Source organism: Gammaproteobacteria bacterium (assembly GCA_032250735.1).
Taxonomy (GTDB): Bacteria; Pseudomonadota; Gammaproteobacteria; order SZUA-152; family SZUA-152; genus SZUA-152.
On sequence record JAVVEP010000008.1, the window covers coordinates 63,562 to 83,022 of the forward strand.

16 protein-coding genes are annotated in these 19,461 nt (G+C 60.3%); 1 reads left to right on the forward strand and 15 read right to left on the reverse strand.

Annotation, left to right across the window (positions count from 1 at the left end; translation table 11 throughout):
- Positions 1 to 19 precede the first annotated feature (19 nt).
- The 14 genes from RRB22_06745 to leuC form a co-directional block, all read right to left on the reverse strand.
- Positions 20 to 637 (reverse strand): SPOR domain-containing protein, encoded by a 618-nt coding sequence (locus RRB22_06745; protein MDT8384096.1) that lies wholly within the window; start codon positions 635 to 637, stop codon positions 20 to 22.
- A 42-nt stretch (positions 638 to 679) separates the two neighbouring features.
- Positions 680 to 1,975 (reverse strand): bifunctional tetrahydrofolate synthase/dihydrofolate synthase, encoded by a 1,296-nt coding sequence (gene folC / locus RRB22_06750; protein ID MDT8384097.1) that lies wholly within the window; start codon positions 1,973 to 1,975, stop codon positions 680 to 682.
- 184 nt (positions 1,976 to 2,159) lie between these two features.
- On the reverse strand, positions 2,160 to 3,020 hold the full coding sequence (accD, locus tag RRB22_06755) for an acetyl-CoA carboxylase, carboxyltransferase subunit beta (protein ID MDT8384098.1): 861 nt from the start codon (positions 3,018 to 3,020) through the stop codon (positions 2,160 to 2,162).
- Between the two features lie 35 nt (positions 3,021 to 3,055).
- On the reverse strand, positions 3,056 to 3,859 hold the full coding sequence (gene trpA, locus RRB22_06760) for a tryptophan synthase subunit alpha (GenBank protein MDT8384099.1): 804 nt from the start codon (positions 3,857 to 3,859) through the stop codon (positions 3,056 to 3,058).
- A gap of 250 nt (positions 3,860 to 4,109) precedes the next feature.
- Positions 4,110 to 5,294: a tryptophan synthase subunit beta gene (gene trpB / locus RRB22_06765; GenBank protein ID MDT8384100.1), complete on the reverse strand. Its 1,185-nt coding sequence runs from the start codon at positions 5,292 to 5,294 to the stop codon at positions 4,110 to 4,112.
- A 158-nt stretch (positions 5,295 to 5,452) separates the two neighbouring features.
- The gene (locus tag RRB22_06770; GenBank protein ID MDT8384101.1) at positions 5,453 to 6,112 is read right to left on the reverse strand and encodes a phosphoribosylanthranilate isomerase; all 660 of its coding nucleotides are present in this window, start codon (positions 6,110 to 6,112) and stop codon (positions 5,453 to 5,455) included.
- A gap of 79 nt (positions 6,113 to 6,191) precedes the next feature.
- Positions 6,192 to 6,974 (reverse strand): tRNA pseudouridine(38-40) synthase TruA, encoded by a 783-nt coding sequence (gene truA / locus RRB22_06775; GenBank protein MDT8384102.1) that lies wholly within the window; start codon positions 6,972 to 6,974, stop codon positions 6,192 to 6,194.
- A gap of 4 nt (positions 6,975 to 6,978) precedes the next feature.
- A complete protein-coding gene (locus tag RRB22_06780; protein MDT8384103.1) occupies positions 6,979 to 7,722 on the reverse strand; it encodes a hypothetical protein in 744 nt (247 codons plus the stop codon).
- A 282-nt stretch (positions 7,723 to 8,004) separates the two neighbouring features.
- Complete coding sequence (locus tag RRB22_06785) at positions 8,005 to 10,509, reverse strand: FimV/HubP family polar landmark protein (GenBank protein MDT8384104.1); 2,505 nt, start codon at positions 10,507 to 10,509, stop codon at positions 8,005 to 8,007.
- A gap of 222 nt (positions 10,510 to 10,731) precedes the next feature.
- On the reverse strand, positions 10,732 to 11,766 hold the full coding sequence (locus RRB22_06790) for an aspartate-semialdehyde dehydrogenase (protein ID MDT8384105.1): 1,035 nt from the start codon (positions 11,764 to 11,766) through the stop codon (positions 10,732 to 10,734).
- A gap of 90 nt (positions 11,767 to 11,856) precedes the next feature.
- Entirely contained in the window at positions 11,857 to 12,969 is a 1,113-nt protein-coding gene (asd, locus tag RRB22_06795; protein ID MDT8384106.1) for an aspartate-semialdehyde dehydrogenase, read from the reverse strand.
- Positions 12,970 to 13,082: 113 nt separating this feature from the next.
- On the reverse strand, positions 13,083 to 14,168 hold the full coding sequence (leuB, locus tag RRB22_06800; GenBank protein ID MDT8384107.1) for a 3-isopropylmalate dehydrogenase: 1,086 nt from the start codon (positions 14,166 to 14,168) through the stop codon (positions 13,083 to 13,085).
- Positions 14,169 to 14,226: 58 nt separating this feature from the next.
- Positions 14,227 to 14,862, reverse strand: coding sequence for a 3-isopropylmalate dehydratase small subunit (gene leuD, locus RRB22_06805; protein ID MDT8384108.1), 636 nt, complete (start codon positions 14,860 to 14,862; stop codon positions 14,227 to 14,229).
- Between the two features lie 3 nt (positions 14,863 to 14,865).
- Entirely contained in the window at positions 14,866 to 16,320 is a 1,455-nt protein-coding gene (leuC, locus tag RRB22_06810; protein ID MDT8384109.1) for a 3-isopropylmalate dehydratase large subunit, read from the reverse strand.
- A 190-nt stretch (positions 16,321 to 16,510) separates the two neighbouring features.
- On the opposite strand from leuC, the gene RRB22_06815 reads away from it, so the two are divergent.
- On the forward strand, positions 16,511 to 17,401 hold the full coding sequence (locus tag RRB22_06815) for a LysR family transcriptional regulator (protein MDT8384110.1): 891 nt from the start codon (positions 16,511 to 16,513) through the stop codon (positions 17,399 to 17,401).
- A gap of 59 nt (positions 17,402 to 17,460) precedes the next feature.
- Here RRB22_06815 and RRB22_06820 read toward each other — a convergent pair whose 3' ends face one another.
- Positions 17,461 to 19,233 carry an ATP-binding protein gene (locus RRB22_06820; protein ID MDT8384111.1) on the reverse strand — a complete coding sequence of 591 codons (1,773 nt, stop codon included), beginning with the start codon at positions 19,231 to 19,233 and terminating at the stop codon, positions 17,461 to 17,463.
- Positions 19,234 to 19,461: the final 228 nt, after the last annotated feature.

Below are 19,461 nucleotides of genomic sequence, written 5' to 3' on the forward strand. Positions count from 1 at the left end.
GACACCGGCCAGTCTCTGCTCACGGGTAGGCCTGCACCAGCCCCTGCAGGCCGATCACATCCAGCAATTTCTGCCGCATCTTGTCGGCCGTAGCACGGCTCACCGTCGGCCCGACGCGCACACGATAGACCGCATCCGCTGACGCCTGCACCGCCTCCACAAAACAGGCATAGCCCTGCTTGCGTAATTTCTCGCACAGCGCTTTGGCATTGGGCTGGCTGGAAAAACTACCCACCTGCACCACCCAGCCACTGGCCTGGGGCGATTTTTCGCTCAGCGCGACCGACGGTGCGGCCTTGATTGGTGCGGCTTTAGGCGTGGTGGCCTTTTTTGCGGGGCTCGCCTTTGGCGGCTCGGTGACGACCGGCGACGGCTTCACCGATGAGACAGGCGGCGCGTCCGGGGCCTCGTCCATAGAGAGGTCGTCCACCGGCAGGCTGGGTGCAGCCGCCATCGGTGGCGCCTCGGGCGCCGGAACCGGGGCAGAAAAACGATAATCCGGCTCGGGCGGGATATTACTGCCATCGATACCCCTGGAAAGGTCGCCCTTGCCCGGCAACAGCATGGGGATAAATATGACCGCCAGTGCGACCAGCACTACCGCCCCCACCAATCGCTGTTTGAGTTGACTATTCACAAAATGCCTCTGGACAGAATCGGAGGAATTATCAAAGGATGATTATACTGTGTCGCCCAGTACCGCGGCTACCGTGTGGAACGATCCGCACACCACGACAAGGTCCTGTGGCTCGCTCGCCGCCAACGCCGCCCGATGGGCCGCCGTCACGCTCGCAAACACCTCGGTTGTCTCATCGCCAAAGGCGGCCTGCAATTGTGACAGGGGTGCGGCACGGGGTACGTCCAGTGGCGCCAGATACCAGACATCCACCAGCGCCGTTAGATGCCCCACCACGCTGGCAATATCCTTATCGGTCAGCATCGCCAACACGACTCGGGTACGGCCAGCACGCGGCAGGCAGCGCAGATTCTCCGCCAGGGCCTGCGCGCTCTGCGCGTTGTGGGCCACATCCAGAATCTGCATCGGCAAGCCCTCCAGCACCTGAAATCGCCCCGGCAAACGGACCGTCTTCAGGCCCTGGCAGATAGCGGCCTGATCGAGCGGAAAATCCGCCGCCAGTGCCGCCAGCGCGGCCAACACCCCTGCCGCATTGCGCAGCTGAAAGGCCCCCGGCAAGGCGGGTATCGGCAGCTGTCGCCACGCCTGACCGGCCCCCTGCCAGTCCCAGCATCCTTCCTGCCCCTCTGGCCGGGTGATGAAAAAATCACGCGCCAGCAGTGACAACGGGGTCGCCAGTTGGGCGGCGTACGCCAGCAGGGAGGAAGGCGGCGAAGGGTCCGCACACACCGCAGGACGCCCGCTGCGCAGGATGCCGGCCTTTTCCCGCGCGATGGTCTCGCGGTCCGCGCCCAACCAGTCCACGTGATCCACATCGATGGCGGTGATCAGCGCCACATCGGCATCCAGTACGTTGACCGCATCCAGCCGCCCCCCCAGCCCCACTTCGAGAATCGCGATATCCACCCCGGCGCGCTGCAGGATATCGATCGCCGCAAGGGTGCCGAATTCAAAATAGGACAGGGACACTGTGGCCGCGTCGCTTGCCCCGGCGCCTGAGACCTTGCCGAGGCGGGCCGCATCGATGCGGGAAAAAGCGGCGCACAGCGTGGCGTCATCCACCGGCCGACCATCGACCTTGATCCGTTCGTTGTAGCGCAGCAGGTGCGGCGAGGTATAGCTGCCGACATGGTAACCCGCGGCCAGCAGAATGGCCTCAAGCATCGCCACGCTGGAGCCCTTGCCATTGGTGCCGGCCACGGTGATCAATTTAAAGTTAGGCCGGGTCAGCTCGAGCCGCAGCAGTACCTCGCCGACACGCTCCAGACCCAGCTCAATCTCGCGCGGGTGCAGGGACTCCTGCCAACGTAGCCATTCGGGGAGAGTGTTAAAGCGCATGGACCACAGTTTCGAGCTTCTAGGAGCGAGTATCGAGGGAAAGCCCCGAGATAATATTTATTCGTCATCCCGGCGAAAGCCGGGATCCAGAGGATGTATCGACATTCTAGATTCCGGCAATCGCCGGAATGACGGTAAGGGAAGTATTGCCGGTTTCCTAGTCACTCACCACTAGTCACTGAAGTTAAGGCGCCGGCTGCCCGGTCAGCATGGCCAGCAGGCTGGCAATACGGTCGCGCAGATCACGCCGATCCACCACCATATCCACTGCACCGTGCTCCTGCAGGAACTCGCTACGCTGGAAGCCGTCCGGCAGGGTCTGCCGCACCGTCTGTTCAATCACGCGCGGTCCGGCAAAGCCGATCAGGGCCTTGGGTTCCGCCACGTGCACATCCCCCAGCATCGCCAGGCTGGCCGACACGCCGCCCATGGTCGGGTCGGTCAACACGGAGATATACGGAATGCCGCGCTTGCTGAGCCTCGCCAACACGGCGCTGGTCTTGGCCATCTGCATCAAGGAAAACAACGCCTCCTGCATGCGCGCACCGCCACTGGCCGAGAAACAGACCAGGGGGATATTGTGTTCCAGGGCGGCATTTGCCGCGCGCACAAAACGCTCGCCAACCACCGAACCCATGGACCCGCCCATGAATCCGAATTCAAAGGCCGCCGCCACCACGGGCACGCCCTGCACCTGGCCCATCATGCTCACCAGGGCATCGGTCTCGTTGGTGGCCTTCTGTGCCTGGGTCAACCGGTCCTTGTATTTTTTGACGTCCCTGAATTTCAGGGCATCGACCGGCACGACCTCGGCGCCGATTTCTACCCGCGGCTCCTTGTCCAGAAAGATATCCAGCCGACGGCGCGCGCCAATGCGCATGTGGTGGTCACACTTGGGACAGACATCCAGATTGCGTTCGAGCTCGGCGCGATACAGCACGGCGCTACAGGCGCCGCATTTCGCCCAGATGCCTTCCGGCACGGCCTTTTTCTGGCCAGTCTGGGGACTGATTCTTGACGGGATTAGCTTTTTTAACCAACTCATGTGTCTGTCTTGTGTCCTAAATCATCTGACCCGGTTTATGCATCCATCGCGGCGCGCATCTGCGCCAGCAAATCGGCAATTTCGGTGTTTATTCTATCGTGTTGACCCGCGGCCTGCTCCACTTTTTGCACCAGCGCACTGCCCACCACCACGGCATCGGCCACCTGTGCCACCCTGGCTGCCGACTCGGCGTCCTTGATGCCAAAACCCACGCCGACGGGCAGGCCCGTGTGGGCGCGGATTTGATCCAGCTTGCGGGATACCGCCGGCACATCCAGATTGCCCGCACCGGTCACGCCCTTCACCGCCACATAGTAGACATAGCCGCTGGCCGCGGCGCAGATCAGCCGGATACGCTCATCGTCCGAGGTGGGCGCCAACAGGAAGATGGGATCCAGCTGCCGGGTCTTGAGCGCCGTCACCAGCGCCTCGGCCTCCTCTGGCGGCAGGTCCACGGTCAGCACGCCGTCAACCCCCGCCTGCGCAGCCGCCTCGGCAAAGGCCGTGTAGCCCATCACCTCCACCGGATTGAGATAGCCCATCAGCACCACCGGGGTGTCGGCATCCTGCTGGCGAAACTCGGCCACCATGGCCAGCACATCCCGCAGCGAGACATGGTGCAGCAGCGCCCGTTCGGCGGCCCGCTGGATCACCGGCCCATCGGCCATGGGGTCGGAAAACGGCACGCCCAACTCGATGATGTCGGCGCCGGCCCTGACCATGGCATGCATCAGCGGCACGGTGACCTTGGGATCAGAATCGCCCGCCGTCACGTAGGGAATCAGCGCCTTGCGGCCCTCGGTCTTTAATTTACTAAAACAGTTTTCAATACGGCTCATGTCATTTTCCAAACGATAGGGACTGAAAAGACAGCGTTAAATACTTATTTGGTGTGCCTTCCATAAACTCCCTCTGCCCACAATTGGCACCATCTTTTAACCCCCTCGCCCCCGTGGGGGAGAGGGTTGGGGTGAGGGGGTAAATGCGTAAACCGAAACCACCCCTCATCCTAACCTTCTCCCCTGAGGGGAGAAGGAACTGGTACGGATAAACCCGTTAACTCTGTGGCCTGACCCTGAAAAAAATGGCTCATACTTCAATGCCCTCCAGTGCGGCGACGGTGTGGATATCCTTGTCACCCCGCCCGGAAAGGTTGACGATGATGATTTGATCCTTGCCCATGGTGGGTGCCAGTTTGGTAGCGTAGGCCAGGGCATGGCTGGACTCCAGCGCGGGGATAATGCCCTCGATACGGGTCAGATCATGGAAGGCCTGCAGGGCCTCGTCGTCGGTCACCGCCACGTAGTGGGCACGACCGATGTCCTTCAGCCAGGCGTGCTCGGGACCAACGCCGGGGTAATCCAGCCCGGCGGAGACCGAGTGGGTCTCGATGATCTGACCGTCCTTATCTTCCATCAGATAGGTGCGATTGCCGTGCAGCACACCGGGGGTACCGGCGCACAGCGGCGCGGCGTGATGGCCGGACTCCAGCCCCTCGCCCGCGGCCTCCACCCCATAGATGGCCACCGCCTGGTCGTCCAGGAAGGGATAAAACAGGCCGATGGCATTGGAGCCGCCACCCACACAGGCGATCAGGGCATCGGGTAATCGTCCCGTCTTTTCCAGCACCTGGGCCCGCGCCTCGCGGCCGATGACGGCCTGAAAGTCGCGCACCATGGCCGGATAGGGGTGCGGCCCGGCAACGGTGCCGATGATGTAGAAGGTATCGTCGATATTGGTGACCCAGTCACGCATGGCCTCGTTCAGCGCATCCTTGAGGGTCTTTGAGCCGGATTCCACGGACACCACCTCGGCGCCCAGCAGCTTCATGCGATAGACATTGATGGCCTGACGGGCGATATCCACCGCCCCCATATAGATCACGCACTTGAGGCCCAGTCGCGCCGCCACGGTCGCGGTGGCCACGCCATGCTGACCGGCGCCGGTCTCGGCGATGATGCGGGTCTTGCCCAGTCGTTTGGCCAGCAGGGCCTGACCGATGGTGTTGTTCACCTTGTGGGCGCCGGTGTGGTTGAGGTCTTCGCGCTTCAGATAGATGCGCGCTCCACCCAGCTGACGGCTCCAGCGCTCGGCGAAATACAACGGCGAAGGTCGGCCCACATAGTCATGCAGATCGGCATCCAGCTCGGCGAGAAACGCCGGATCGGCGAGGTATTTTTCGTAGGCGGCCTGTAGCTCCTGTAACGGCACCATTAGGGTTTCAGCGACGAAGCGACCACCGTAAACCCCGAAATGGCCGCGATTGTCCGGCATCTGACCGATGAGTTTGTCGCCTCGATTTAAGTCCTGCTGTGACACGCTGACTTACCTCTTCTGTTGTCTAAATACAAGGGTGGGCACCGCCCACCGTTTCAGGTTTTGGATAACTCGTGATGGTGGGCGATGCCCACCCTACTTACTGCTGAAACAATTCAATGCGTCATCCGAAGATTTAACGCATCCGCCGCCTGCACCGCGGCGACAAAGTCCGCCATTTTACCCCAATCCTTCACACCCTTGCCTTTTAATCGAGGGTCGGCCTCGACGCCACCACTCACATCCACGGCGTAGGGCCGCACGATGCGGATCGCCTCACCCACATTTTCGGCGTTCAAGCCCCCGGCGAGTATCACCGATGTCGGCAAGTCATCCGGCACCCGCGCCCACTCGAACGACTCACCGGTGCCGCCCGGCAGGGCCGGATGATAGGCATCCAGCAACAGGCCCCAGGATTGCGCGTAACGCGCCGCCTCGGCGTGCAAATCGACGCCCTCGGCCATGCGGATCGCCTTGATCCACGGCCGGTCAAAACTGGCGCAAAACTCGGGCGATTCATCTCCGTGAAATTGCAGCAGATCCAGGTTGACCTGATCCAGCACTGCCTGGATTTCCTCCGCCGAAGCGTTCACGAACAGGCCCACCGACGTCACAAAGGGCGGCAAGGCATCCAGCACCGCGCAGGCTTGTTTGATGTCGACATGGCGCGGGCTGGGGCCATAAAACACCAGGCCGATGGCATCCACACCCAGCTTCGCGGCCTGTTCCGCATCCTGCGGATTGGTGATGCCGCAAATTTTTATTCGAGTGGTCATGTTTATCTGGACGCGTGGCGTGAAACAACAGGGTCAAAAAAACGATCTAATTAAGCTCTACTACAATGAGCGGCGCAGGTTACCAGACCAGCTGGGTCGGCGGAACCTGCGGAATGCCGAACTCCGGCGGATATTCTACACCCATAAAATAAAGTCCGTGCGGCGGCGCCGTGACGCCCCCCTGCGTGCGGTCGCGCGCCTCCAGCACCTCGCGACTCCAGTCGATGTCTTGCTCGCCCGCACCGATGGCCATCAGTACCCCGGCGATATTGCGCACCATGTGGTGCAGAAAGGCGTTGGCCTCGAGGTCGATGATGATCAGATCTTCCCGGCGTTGCACATCCAGTTGATGCACCGTGCGTATCGGGCTGTGTGCCTGACAGGCTGCCGCACGGTAGGAATTAAAATCGTGCTCACCCAGCAAGTGCTGCGCAGCCTGTTGCATGCGTCGCTCGTCCAAAGGCCGGTGATCCCAGGACACGCGTCCTGCGGCAAAACTGGGGCGCACAAAGCGATTGGCGATCACGTAACGGTAACGTCGACGCACCGCCGAAAAGCGCGCATGAAAATCGTCACTCACCGGCTTGGCCCACAACACCGAAATGGCCTTGCTGATATTGGCATTGGTGCCCAGCACCCAGGAACGTTCACTGCGCTCGGTGTCGGTATCGAAATGAATCACCTGTCCGTAACCGTGCACCCCCGTGTCGGTACGACCCGCGCAGACAATCTTCACCTCCGCGTTGGCCACTTTAGAGATGCCGATTTCCAGACTCTCCTGCACCGTCGGCAAATCCTCTTTCTGAGCCTGCCAGCCGCAAAAATGGCTGCCGTCGTATTCCACGCCCATGGCGATACGCATCAGACTACACCCCCTCCACGGCGAGGCTTTTCGCCGTCAGCTTGACGCCCACGATCACCGCCAGCAACAGCAGGGGAATGCCCCACTGCAACAGCGGCGGTCGCGTCTGCTCGGGCAGGGCAATTTCGCGCAAGGGTGCCGCGTGCGCCTCCCGCACCACCTGCGAAAACAGACGCTGCGCGGTACGGGCAATCATGCGTAGTCTGGGACCCGTGGCAGAGACTTCAACAGCCGCCGTTGCGCCCTCATCACCCACCCGGGATTCACGGCGATAGGCTGCACGCACGGCACTGACGGATTCCAGAGTCAGGCTGATGCGCACTGCCAATCGCTCATGCGACACGCCAATCCAGGACAGCGGTCGCAGACACCAGTGTATGGCCCCCAGAAACTCGTCCTGCCCGGTACTGGTCAGCAACACGTTGACCGCAGCAACGAGCAACACCAGCACCGCGATGCGGGACAGCCCCAACAACACACCTTCCCGAGTAGGTCCCCACACCAGTTCGGGCCACAACAGGACCCCGGGGGTGAAAAACAGATAGATGACAAAAATGGACAGAAACAGCCAGCGCAGTCGCTTTAACATCACCCGTGCCGGACCCAGCGGGGCGCAGCCCCCTGTGCTGATCTTGAACAGATACAGGGGGACCACCAGCAGTGTGCCCAGCAACAGGACTGCGGATTCACCGGCCGCCATCGCCGCCGCAAAAATCAGAAAACAGATTATCTTGATCACTGCGTGCATAGATAGATTGATGGCAACATTTCGTGAGGGAGATCGGCCGCCTTGTGCCGGCCGGAGACAGCATGCGACTTTACCGCAAACTGCCTACGCACTTCCAGTAAGGTCTCGCGAACTTCCGGCAAACGACAAACCCGGCGAGCCTCAGCCACACTACCTGTATCCAGAATCCGTACCCAAAACCCGCAACCAAAACCGCCGCGAAAAAAAACGGCGCGACTCCAGAGAGTCCGCGCCGTTGGTATCCCGGTTACTGACGACAATCGCCAGCGCCCGAATCAGGCATCAGGCAATTTGTGACAACAACTCCTCAGCCTGTTTTTTCTGCTCGTCATCACCCTCTTCCAGCACCTCATCGAGGATACTGCGCGCACCGTCGGCATCGCCCATATCAACATAGGCCTTGGCCAGGTCCAGCTTGGTGCCGACCTCGTCGACGGAACCAAACACATCCTCCAGTTCGTCGCCCAGCTCATCTCCCAGCTCATTGGCCAATTCATCACCCAGATCCTCAGCGGACAGGTCTTCCCCGGCAGACTCCAGTGACAGCTCATCCATGCCGCCCAGATCAAAATCCAGACCGCCTTCCTCATCGGCGGTCGCCACTGCCGTGTCTTCCGACTCGGCATCGACATCAAGATTGAAATCCAGTGACGAGACATCGAAGTCCAGGCCATTGTCATCGTCCGCTTTTGGGGCAGCGGCGGGCTTTTCGGCCTTGACCGGCTCCTCCGACGGCATCTCCATATCAAAATTCAGGTCGGCAAGCTCTTCCGTCTCCGGCTCTGCGAGCGAGGCAGCGGCATCACCCGTGGCCGCCTCCAGTTCCGCAAAGACGTCATCGGCCTCCAGATCAAGACCGGACGAGTCTCCGCCAACACTGTCGGTATCCAGGTCAAAATCGAAATCCAGCAGATCGTCATCACCCGCCTCGGCCGCCTCGGCCAAATCCTCTTTCAGCGCATCGGCAGAGCTACCACCAAACAGATCGCTACCCGGACAGAGCTGTGAACCCATGGTGACCACCTTGGCCCACATGGGATCTGATTCATCACCCAGGGCATCATGGAACTCCTGGGCGCGTTGCTCAAAGACCGCGCGATCCTTGGCCGCAAAGGAGACCTCCAATAGCTTGAGTTTGATCTCGTTGCGCTCCGGCTCTTTCTCCAGCGCCTCTTTAAGAATGTCTTCTGCCTGCTGATGACGGCCGTAAGCCAGATAAACGTCGGCCTCAGAGATAGGATCCACATCAGCCGAATCCGCCTCGATGCCGCTCATGCCACTCATCTCGCTCATGGCGAAATCGCTGACCATGGAGCTTTCACCGCCCTGGGTCATCGTCTCTGCGGTCGCACCGGCACTCGCGCCCGCACCACCCACGTTCAGAATGCTCTCCTCAAAGCCATCCTGCATCCTGCGGCGGCGTTGAATCACTACGGCGATGATCAGTACCAGGATGCCAATACCACCGTACATCAGCATGGGATCATCCAGCAGACCCGGCTCATCCACTACGGCAGGCGCTGGCGCCATCTTGGGAGCCACTGCCTCCTCGGCCTCGACCACTGGGGCCTCGTCTTCCGACGGCATCGACTCTGCCATCGCGGCAATCGCGGCATCATCTGCGGCGGCCTCATCGCTGATCGCTTCCGGGCTGACGATGGGCGTCTCGGCCTCAGCCGGTACGACATCCTTACCCAGCTGTTTCTGCATACTCAGCATCTCATCATCCTTGAGCATGATCAGACGTTGCATGGCCTCCAGCTGTTCTTCCATTTGGGAGAGACGGGATTTCAGTTCATCGGTTTCCTGACGATTGGCATCCAGCGCCTCGGCCGCCAGCAACAGGTCTTCGCGCAGCTGGTTGACATCACCCTCACCCGCACCGCTACCGGCACCCTGACTGCCTGGCGCGACCAGCTTGAGACGGGCCTGATCGGCAGCCGACAGTGTCGAACCGGCCGCGCCTTCACCATCACGCGCCACTCGACCACCGGCAGGCGCCTCTGCCTGCAGCACCAGCTTGCCACTCTTACGGGCTCGCCACTCGACGTGCTGACGTTGAATTTCTGCATCCGCATCCGCCACGGTCAGTGCGTTCAGCCTGGCGGCATCATCCACCCGCAACACATAACCGGCCTTCAGCTGGTTCACATTACCGTTATAGAAGGCATTGGGATTCTCACGCACCAGGGCGGCCATCATCTGATTGACCGTGACGTCGCCGGGACGCATCTGGTTGGCAATTTCAAACAGGGTATCGTTGTATTTCACCGGGCCATACGTCAGCTCACCGGCCTTACGGCTGACTGGCGCCAGCTCGGCGCGGGCGCGGATGGGGGCCTGGCGGGTCTGGGCAGGACGGCTGGCAGCGGCTGCCGAAGGTGTCGCGGCGGCCGCAGGCTGGGACACCGGGGCAGGCGCCTCGGCGGACAACACAGGCGGATCCACCAGTACGGTAAATTCTCGCAGGATGCGTCCCCGAGGCCAGCGGGCCTCAACGACAAAATCCAGGAAGGGTTCGGTAACGGTTCGGGTGCTATTCAGCTGGACGTAGGCGGTGCCATTTTTGCGTTTGACGACATCGAAGCGGATGTCGGTAAGGAAAAAGGCCCGCTCGGCGCCGACCCGCTGGAAATCCTCTTCCGAGGCCAGCTTGACCACCAGATTATTGAGATCATCCGGCTGTAGCGAAAGCAACTCGATTTCGGCATTCAGCGGCTGGTTCAGCGCCGAATTCATCGTGATGTTGCCAAGACCCAGCGCATAACTCGCGACCGGAATCAACATTGCCAAAAGGGCAATGACCGCTGCCAATCGTTTAGCCGGTGCCGATTGTCTAGCAGGTGCCAATAGCTTACCCATAGTTACTCCCGTTTTTAGTTTTTCAGCCTGCCTGCTGAGCCCCCTATCTAGGAAACCCACTACAGCATCGGCAACCTATAGGAATTATTTAGAAATATTAGGCAATTAGAGAAAAGTTTAAGAAGCCACTTAAGAAGCCACTATAACTTACACACCTTCTTTTACCAATAATTCAAGGATTTGCACACTATTCAGGGCGGCCCCCTTGCGCACATTATCGGCAACCACCCACAAACTTAAACCATAGGGGTCGGAAATATCATCGCGCACCCGCCCCACGAATACCGCATCCTGACCTGCCGCATCGGTGACCGCGGTAGGACCACCACCCTTTGCGCCAGCCTTCAGCATCTTCACCCCGGGCGCCCGGCGCAACAGCTCGGTTGCCTTTTTGGCGCCCAGTTTGGCCCGGGTCTCCACGCTCAGCACCTGCGAATGGCCGAAAAAGACCGGCGCCTGCAAGGTGGTCGGATGAATAACGATATCGTTATCGGCAAGAATTTTTTGCGACGCCCTTACCATTTTCATCTCGCAGCCCAGGTAGCCATTTTCTTCCACGACATCGACCTGGGGCAAGACATTAAACGCGATCTGCTGTGGAAAAACGTCGCTCTTGACCTCCTGCATATTCAGCAGGGCAATCGTCTGGCTGGCAAGCTCGCCCATGCCGGCCCTGCCCAGGGCCGTGGCCGCCTGATAACTGACGACGTTGATGCGATCAATACCCACCGCGTCATGAATGGGTTTGAGGGCGATCAGCATCTGCACGGTCGCACTGTCGGGGCTGATAATGAGCTTGCGCTGCCCCCTGGCCTGGCCAAAACCCGCCAGCACCTGCGGGTTGACCTCCGGAATCACCAGCGGCACATCCGCGTCATCGGCAAACTGCGACGAGGTATCGACCACAATGCAGCCTGCCGCCAGGGCCCTGGGGACATACTCGGCAGACACCGCATCGCCGGCGCAGAACAACGCCATCTTCACCTGTGAAAAATCGAAATCGAGCACATCCTTTACGGTGTGATATTTGCCGTCCAACTCCACCTTTTGTCCAGCCGTATGCGCGCTCGCCAACGGAAAGAATTTTCCCACCGGAAAAGCGCGTTCCGCCAAAAACGACACCACGGCCTCACCGACAAGGCCGGTTGCGCCGACGAGTGCCAGATCAATTTTTTCACTCATGCGAGATTAATGCTCCACTATTTTTTAAATATACGAATCCAGTTATGCCGCTAACCTGGATAACTTAAACCTGAATCCGTGGTTTAATAATTATGCTTCCAGCAACAGGCGCAACATACGGCGCAACGGTTCCGCCGCACCCCACAGCAACTGATCGCCCACGGTGAAGGCGGACAGGTAATCCTTACCCATCGTCAGTTTGCGCATGCGGCCCACGGGTACCGTCAGGGTGCCGGTCACCGCTGCCGGCGTCAGCTCCTGCATGGTGCGTTCGCGGTCGTTGGGCACGACCTTCACCCAGTCATTATGACTGGCGATGATGTCGGCGATTTCATCCAGTGGCACGTCCTGCTTCATCTTGATGGTCAGCGCCTGACTGTGACAACGCATGGCGCCGATGCGCACGCACAGGCCGTCGATGGGCACTGGACTGCTGCTACGACCAAGAATCTTGTTGGTCTCCACCTGTGCCTTCCATTCTTCCTTGCTCTGCCCGGAGTCCAGCGGCACGTCGATCCACGGGATCAGCGAGCCGGCCAGTGGCACCGGCCAGTCCTGGGTGGGGTAACGATCGGAGCGAATGAAGTTCGCCACCTTTTTATCGATCTCGAGAATCGCCGAGGCGGGATCATCCAGCAGATCTTTGACTTCGGCATCAATGGCGCCCATCTGCTGGATCAGTTCACGCATGTTACGCGCACCGGCACCGCTGGCGGCCTGATAGGTCATGGGCGTAATCCACTCCACCAGATCCTTTTCAAACAACCCGCCGATGGCCATCAGCATCAGCGACACGGTGCAGTTGCCGCCGACGAAGGTTTTCACGCCGTTGGCCAGGCCCTTCTCGATCACCGCCTTGTTGACCGGATCCAGCACGATGATGCTGTCACCCTGCATGCGCAGACTGGAGGCGGCATCGATCCAGTAACCGTCCCAGCCGGCCTGACGCAGTTGCGGATAAATCGCCTTGGTGTAGTCGCCGCCCTGGCAGGTAATGATCACATCCATGGCCCTCAGCTCATCGATGCTGTTGGCGTCTTTCAAGCTTGCAACGTCCTTGCCGATATCGGGACCCGCCTGGCCTGCCTGCGAGGTGGTAAAAAACACCGGCTCGATCAGCGCAAAGTCATTTTCCTCACGCATGCGCTGCATCAGCACCGAACCCACCATACCGCGCCAACCAATCAATCCGACTCTTTTCATCGTATTCGCTCCTGCAGATTCTAAAACTGCTGATCCCGTTAAAAGTTTATCTATGAGTGGCGAGTATCGAGTCACCAGGACCAAAAACCTAGATACTCGCCCCTCGTCACCCGCTACTGTTGCTGCAAAGCAGCGACGACAGCATCGCCCATTTCAGAGGTGCTGACCTTTCGCATGCCGTCACTGAAAATATCCGCAGTGCGCAGACCCTGATCCAGCACTTTTTCGACGGCCTGTTCGATGCGATCCGCCATGGCCGCTTCATTCAGCGAATAACGCAACATCATCGCCACCGACAAAATCGTTGCCAACGGGTTCGCGACATTCTGCCCGGCGATATCCGGGGCCGAACCGTGAATCGGTTCGTACATGCCCTTGCCGTTGGCGTCCAGTGAGGCCGACGGCAGCATGCCGATGGAACCGGTGAGCATGGCGGCGCAATCGGAGAGGATATCACCGAACATGTTGGTGGTGACCATCACATCAAACTGTTTGGGGGCGCGTACCAGCTGCATGGCGGCATTATCCACGTACATATGCGACAGCTCGATCTCCGGGTATTCGTTTTTCACCACGCGAATCGCCACCTCGCGCCACAGCTCGGTGCATTCCAGCACGTTGGCCTTGTCCACGGAACAGACGCGTTTGCCGCGTTTCATGGCGATATCACAGGCGGAGCGCACGATGCGTTCGATTTCATGCTCGGCATAGATCAGGGTGTTGAAGCCCTGCCGCTCGCCATTCTCCAGGGTGCGGATACCGCGCGGCTGACCGAAATAGATGCCGCCGGTGAGTTCGCGCACGATCATGAGATCCAGCCCGGCCACCACTTCCGGCTTCAGGGTCGAGGCATCCGCTAACTGCTTATAGAGGATGGCGGGACGTAGGTTGGAGAACAGCGCCAGCTCCGAGCGCAGACCCAGCAGGCCCTTCTCCGGGCGCACGCTGATATCGAGCGATTCCCATTTGTATCCACCGACCGCGCCCAACAGGATGGCATCGGATGCCTTGGCCAGTGCCAGCGTATCAGCAGGCAGCGGGTGGCCGGCGGCATCGTAACCGGCGCCACCCACGGGGGCCTCTTCCATTTCGATGGCCAGGCCGAAATTATCGCGCAGACGTTCCAACACTTTCACCGCCTCGGCGACGATCTCGGGACCGATGCCATCACCCGGTAACACTGCAATTTTTTTAGTCATCACTTGGTTCTCTGTAGGGTGGGCACTGCCCATCCTACGGTAACTTTTAAAACAACGATTAAAACAACCAGGGCGCCTCTGCCCGGCGCCGCGCCTCATAGGCACGGATGTCATCCACGTGCTGCAGGGTGAGGCCGATGTCGTCCAGGCCATTCAACAGGCAATGCTTGCGGAATTCTTCCACCTCGAAGGCAATGCTTTTTCCCTCGGGCGTGGTGATCGTTTGTGCCTCGAGGTCCACCGTGAGGCGATAACCCTCATTGGCGGCCACGGCCTGAAACAGGCGATCCACGATCTGCGCATCGAGCACAATGGGCAGGATACCGTTCTTGAAACAGTTGTTGAAAAAGATGTCCGCGTAACTGGGCGCGATGATGACGCGAAAGCCAAAATCAAGCAACGCCCACGGCGCATGCTCGCGCGACGAGCCACAGCCGAAGTTGTCGCGCGCCAGCAAAATGCTCGCGCCCTGATAGCGCGGCTGATTGAGCACGAAGTCGGGATTCAACGGGCGCGTGCTGTTATCCATGCCCGGCTCGCCGTGATCCAGATAGCGCCACTCGTCAAAGGCATTAGGACCAAAGCCCGAACGCTTGATGGATTTCAGGAACTGTTTGGGAATGATGGCGTCGGTGTCCACATTGGAGCGGTCCATGGGCGCCACCAGACCGGTCATCTTTTCAAATTTTTCCATTGCTTATTCTCCCTGACTCTCTAAATCAAAATCGCGTACGTCCACGAAATGACCCATCACCGCGGCGGCGGCCGCCATGGCCGGACTCACCAGATGGGTGCGGCCGCCCTGCCCCTGCCGACCCTCGAAGTTGCGGTTCGAGGTGGAGGCGCAGCGCTCGCCCGGCTCCAGCCGGTCGGCATTCATGGCCAGGCACATGGAGCAGCCCGGCTCGCGCCATTCGAAGCCGGCCTCAATGAAGATCCTGTCGAGACCTTCCTCTTCCGCCTGTTGCTTCACCAGGCCCGAGCCCGGCACCACCATGGCGAGTTTGACGTTGGCCGCCACCTTGCGGCCCTCTTTCAGCGCTTTTTGGGCCACGGCGGCTGCCGCGCGCAGGTCCTCGATGCGCGAGTTGGTGCAGGAGCCGATGAACACCTTGTCGATCTTGATTTCAGTGATCGGTGTGTTGGCCTCAAGGCCCATGTATTTCAGCGCCGCGCGCATGCCCTCGGCCTTCACACTGTCTGATTCTTTGTCAGGGTCAGGCACACAGGCATCCACCGGGACCACCATTTCCGGTGAGGTGCCCCAGGTCACCTGCGGCTGGATGCCGGCGCCGTTGATGCGCACCACGCGATCGAATACCGCATCGTCGTCCGAATGCAGCTCACGCCAGACGGCGACGGCCTGTTCCCACTGTTCGCTGGTCGGCGCGTAGGGTCGGCCCTGCACATAGTCGATGGTCTTGTCATCCACCGCCACCATGCCCGCCCGCGCGCCCGCCTCGATGGCCATATTGCACACAGTCATGCGGCCTTCGATGGAAAGATCACGAATACCCTCGCCACCAAATTCGATGGCGTAGCCGGTGCCTCCGGCGGTACCGATCTTGCCGATGATCGCCAACACAATGTCTTTGGCGGTGACGCCCGGGCCCACCGGCCCGTCGACACTCACCAACATATTTTTCGACTTGCGCTGAATCAGGCACTGGGTCGCCAGCACGTGTTCCACCTCGGAAGTGCCGATACCGTGCGCCAGGGCGCCGAGCGCGCCGTGGGTGGAGGTGTGCGAGTCGCCACACACCAGGGTCATGCCCGGCAAGGTGGCCCCCTGCTCGGGACTGATGACATGCACGATCCCCTGGCGGATGTCGTCGATCTTGAATTCGGTGATCCCGAATTCATCACAGTTCTGATCCAGGGTCTCCACCTGCAGGCGCGACACGGGATCGGTGATGCCCTGCGCCCTCGCGCCGGCCTCACCTTTGGTGGTCGGCACATTGTGGTCCGGGGTGGCGAGATTGGCGTCCACACGCCAGGGTTTACGCCCCGCCAGGCGCAGGCCCTCAAAGGCCTGCGGCGAGGTCACCTCATGCACCAGGTGGCGGTCTATATAAAGAAGGCAGGTGCCATCGTCCTGGGTGCGCACCACGTGCTGCTCCCATAATTTGTCATAAAGGGTTTTGCCGGCCATTGTCTTTCCTCGCTGCCTCTTGCGGCTTCTTTCGGTGCCTGTCACTGACTATCACTGACTGTCACTAGGTCTCAGGGCCCTGCTGCATCGATCCTGCTGTAGGGGAGTGAATCCTAGTACACCCAGAAAATAACAACAATTCTATTTATTCATGATTTGCATTCCATAAAGGAATGAATAAACTAGCCCCATGGACACCGTCAACCTGTACACCTTTATCATTGCCGCCGAGCGGGAATCGTTCTCGCTGGCCGCCGAACAGCTCTATCTCACCCAGCCGGCGGTGAGTAAACGCATCGCCACCCTGGAAGGCGAGCTGGGGGCGGCCCTGTTTGATCGCATCGGGCGTCGTGTCAGCCTGACCGAGGCCGGTCGCGAGCTGTTGCCCCGCGCGAGGGCCATCCTGCGCGATATCGAGGACAGCCGGCGGTTGATCTCCAACCTCACCGGGCACGTGGCGGGGCGACTCAGCATCGGCACCAGCCACCACATCGGCCTGCACCGCATCCCACCGGTATTGCGGCAGTTCACCCGGGCCTATCCGCAGGTGGATCTCGACCTGCAATTCATGGATTCGGAGGCCGCCTGTCGCGCCGTACATGCCGGCGAGCTAGAGCTGGGCATCGTCACCCTGCCACTGGAGCCGCTGACAGATCTGCACAGTGAATTGCTCTGGCGGGATCCCCTGGCCATCGTGGTGGGGCGGGACCACCCCCTGGCGTCGCGGGCCTCGACACCCCAGCGCCCGATCGAGGTGGCCGAGCTTGCCCGGCACCACGCCATCCTGCCCAGCGAGGCCACCTACACCCGTGAACTGCTGGAGCGCAGCTTCGCCCCCCACGGCCTGCGCCTGCACGCGCCGATGACCACCAATTATCTGGAGACCATTAAAATGATGGTCAGCATCGGGCTGGGCTGGTCGGTTTTACCCGAGACCCTGTTAAGCGCGGACCTGGTCAGTCTGCCGGTGCCGGCGCTGCAGATGACGCGACAACTGGGGGTCGTCCATCACCGGGCACGCACCCTGTCGAATGCCGCACGGGCCATGATCGAGGCGCTGCGCGCCACTGCGGATCGCTAGAGGCCTGCCGGATTCAGCAGGATGGAATCATTGATAAAGAGAGGAAGAAGACGTCGACCTTATATAAGGTACGGGCCGGGAGCCTGAGCCAGGGTGAAGTAAAAGCAGGTCCCCCTGCCCTGTTCCGACAACACCCAGATCCGTCCCTGATGACGTCGCACCACCCGCAACACCGTGGCCATGCCGATACCGCTACCCTCGTATTCGGCACCGTGCAGGCGCTGAAAGGGTTCGAACACCTTGTCGGCATAGTCCTGATTAAACCCCACGCCATTGTCACGCACAAAATAGACCGTGACCCCGGCCTGCTCTTCCATGCCCACTTCAATCGACGCGGCCTGCCGCTGCTGGGTATATTTCCAGGCATTGGACAGCAGGTTCACCAGGGCAATATTCAGCAGTCGCTGATCGCCCCAGGCCTGCATGCCCGGCGCAATCGAGACCTCGACGCTACGCCCGGGGTTTTCCTGGCGTAGGGTCTGCTCGACGGCCTGGGCCATTCGCGTCAGATCGATCGCGGTCCTCTGGAACCCGCCACGGGTGACCTGCGACAGGCGCAAAAGGTCATCGATAAGACGCGACATGTTCTGGGCGCTGTTGCGCACCCGTCCGAGCAGACCCAGCCCCTCTTCATCGAGGCGATCGCCGTAGTCCTCGAGTAGCGCCAGACTAAAACCATCAATCGATCGCAGCGGCGCCCGCAGGTCGTGCGACGCCGAATAACAGAAGGCCTCCAGCTCATCGATGGCATTGGCCATGTCCGCCGTTCGCTGCGTGACGATCTCTTCCAGGTGGTCCCGGTGTTCCCGCAGCTCGGATTCGGTACGTTTTGAATCGCTGATATCAAGCGAATACACCCGTACCGTCTCCAGTTCGGGGATCAGCGTCACCCAGTGCTGGAAATAGCGATCGCCGACCCTGGTTTCCTGTTCCACCATCCACAGATCCGACGAACGCAACTGCGCCACCGAGTCCTTCAGGCTTTCAAACAGGGCATGTTGCGAGGCGGAATCCTGCACCGCAGGGAACAGGCGCCTGGCGACCGGGTTCATGTACGTGACCTGCCCCTGGTCATTGAATTCCAGCACCGGGCTGGGATTTTGCTCGGGGTAGGCCGCCATTTGATTGAGCGATTCGATATCCTCGCGTCGCTGCCGCCCATAACGGGAAATGGTGATTATTACGTAGCCCGCAATCGCGATGGACAACAGCAGCACGGCACTGCCGAGCGTAATCAGATTGGTCCGAATCCGCCGATACTCTGCCTCGGCCTGCCCGGCAAGCTGCGCCGTCGCGGTGCGCTGCACCTCGATGAGTTCGTTGAGCGTGGCGAACACCCGATTCTGGCCGGGGATGGCTTTTGAGGTGAGCAGCAAGACGGCCTGTTCCAGATCACCCTCGACGGCCATATCGAAGATCTGGTTCTGCAATGGCACGACATCGCGGGTGATCTCACCCTGCTGCTCCAGTATCGCCTTTTCATCGGCGGTCAGGTTCATCTCCAGCAGCGCCTGCCGGGCACGAACAAACTGGGCGCCCATGCGGTTGTAGTGCAGCATCAGCTCATCCCGTTCCACCCAGTCGTCGACGAGCAGGGCCGACTGCATATCCAGCGAACGCTCGCGGGCGGCGAAGCGCATGGTGTACACCAGGTCGGTTTTGACATTCTGCTCGTTAACGATCTCCACCAGGCGCTGCTGGATCACCGACATCTGCTGCCGCGCAGAGAGAATCAGCCCCACCATCAACACCAGCAGCAGCACAAAACCCAGTAGCACAATGCCGACACCGGGTTCTAATCGCCTTACCTGTTTTTGTTGTGTCGTCTTCAAACCTGTCCTGGTCCGCCTATTCTTGCCGTCCACCATATTACTTTCGGCACATCCTGGCCCAGCATTAGGCGCAGGGCCTGGACGAAGGATCGCAACATCTCAACCCATCGGCCAGGGGGCTGGCCTCCTACATGCCAAAACTGAACAGAAGACATCACCCGGGTCATGCCGAGTGGCCGGTCAGCCAAAAAAAAGCCCCGATACCGGGGCCTTTTCAGAAAACAGATC

Coding starts and splice junctions, on each gene's coding strand:
- folC (MDT8384097.1), bottom strand. CDS start 1,975: ATGCGCTTTAACACTCTCCCCGAATGGCTACGTTGGCAGGAGTCCCTG.
- accD (MDT8384098.1), bottom strand. CDS start 3,020: ATGAGTTGGTTAAAAAAGCTAATCCCGTCAAGAATCAGTCCCCAGACT.
- trpA (MDT8384099.1), bottom strand. CDS start 3,859: ATGAGCCGTATTGAAAACTGTTTTAGTAAATTAAAGACCGAGGGCCGC.
- trpB (MDT8384100.1), bottom strand. CDS start 5,294: ATGCCGGACAATCGCGGCCATTTCGGGGTTTACGGTGGTCGCTTCGTC.
- RRB22_06770 (MDT8384101.1), bottom strand. CDS start 6,112: ATGACCACTCGAATAAAAATTTGCGGCATCACCAATCCGCAGGATGCG.
- truA (MDT8384102.1), bottom strand. CDS start 6,974: ATGCGTATCGCCATGGGCGTGGAATACGACGGCAGCCATTTTTGCGGC.
- RRB22_06780 (MDT8384103.1), bottom strand. CDS start 7,722: ATGCACGCAGTGATCAAGATAATCTGTTTTCTGATTTTTGCGGCGGCG.
- RRB22_06785 (MDT8384104.1), bottom strand. CDS start 10,509: ATGTTGATTCCGGTCGCGAGTTATGCGCTGGGTCTTGGCAACATCACG.
- RRB22_06790 (MDT8384105.1), bottom strand. CDS start 11,766: ATGAGTGAAAAAATTGATCTGGCACTCGTCGGCGCAACCGGCCTTGTC.
- asd (MDT8384106.1), bottom strand. CDS start 12,969: ATGAAAAGAGTCGGATTGATTGGTTGGCGCGGTATGGTGGGTTCGGTG.
- leuB (MDT8384107.1), bottom strand. CDS start 14,168: ATGACTAAAAAAATTGCAGTGTTACCGGGTGATGGCATCGGTCCCGAG.
- leuD (MDT8384108.1), bottom strand. CDS start 14,862: ATGGAAAAATTTGAAAAGATGACCGGTCTGGTGGCGCCCATGGACCGC.
- leuC (MDT8384109.1), bottom strand. CDS start 16,320: ATGGCCGGCAAAACCCTTTATGACAAATTATGGGAGCAGCACGTGGTG.
- RRB22_06815 (MDT8384110.1), top strand. CDS start 16,511: ATGGACACCGTCAACCTGTACACCTTTATCATTGCCGCCGAGCGGGAA.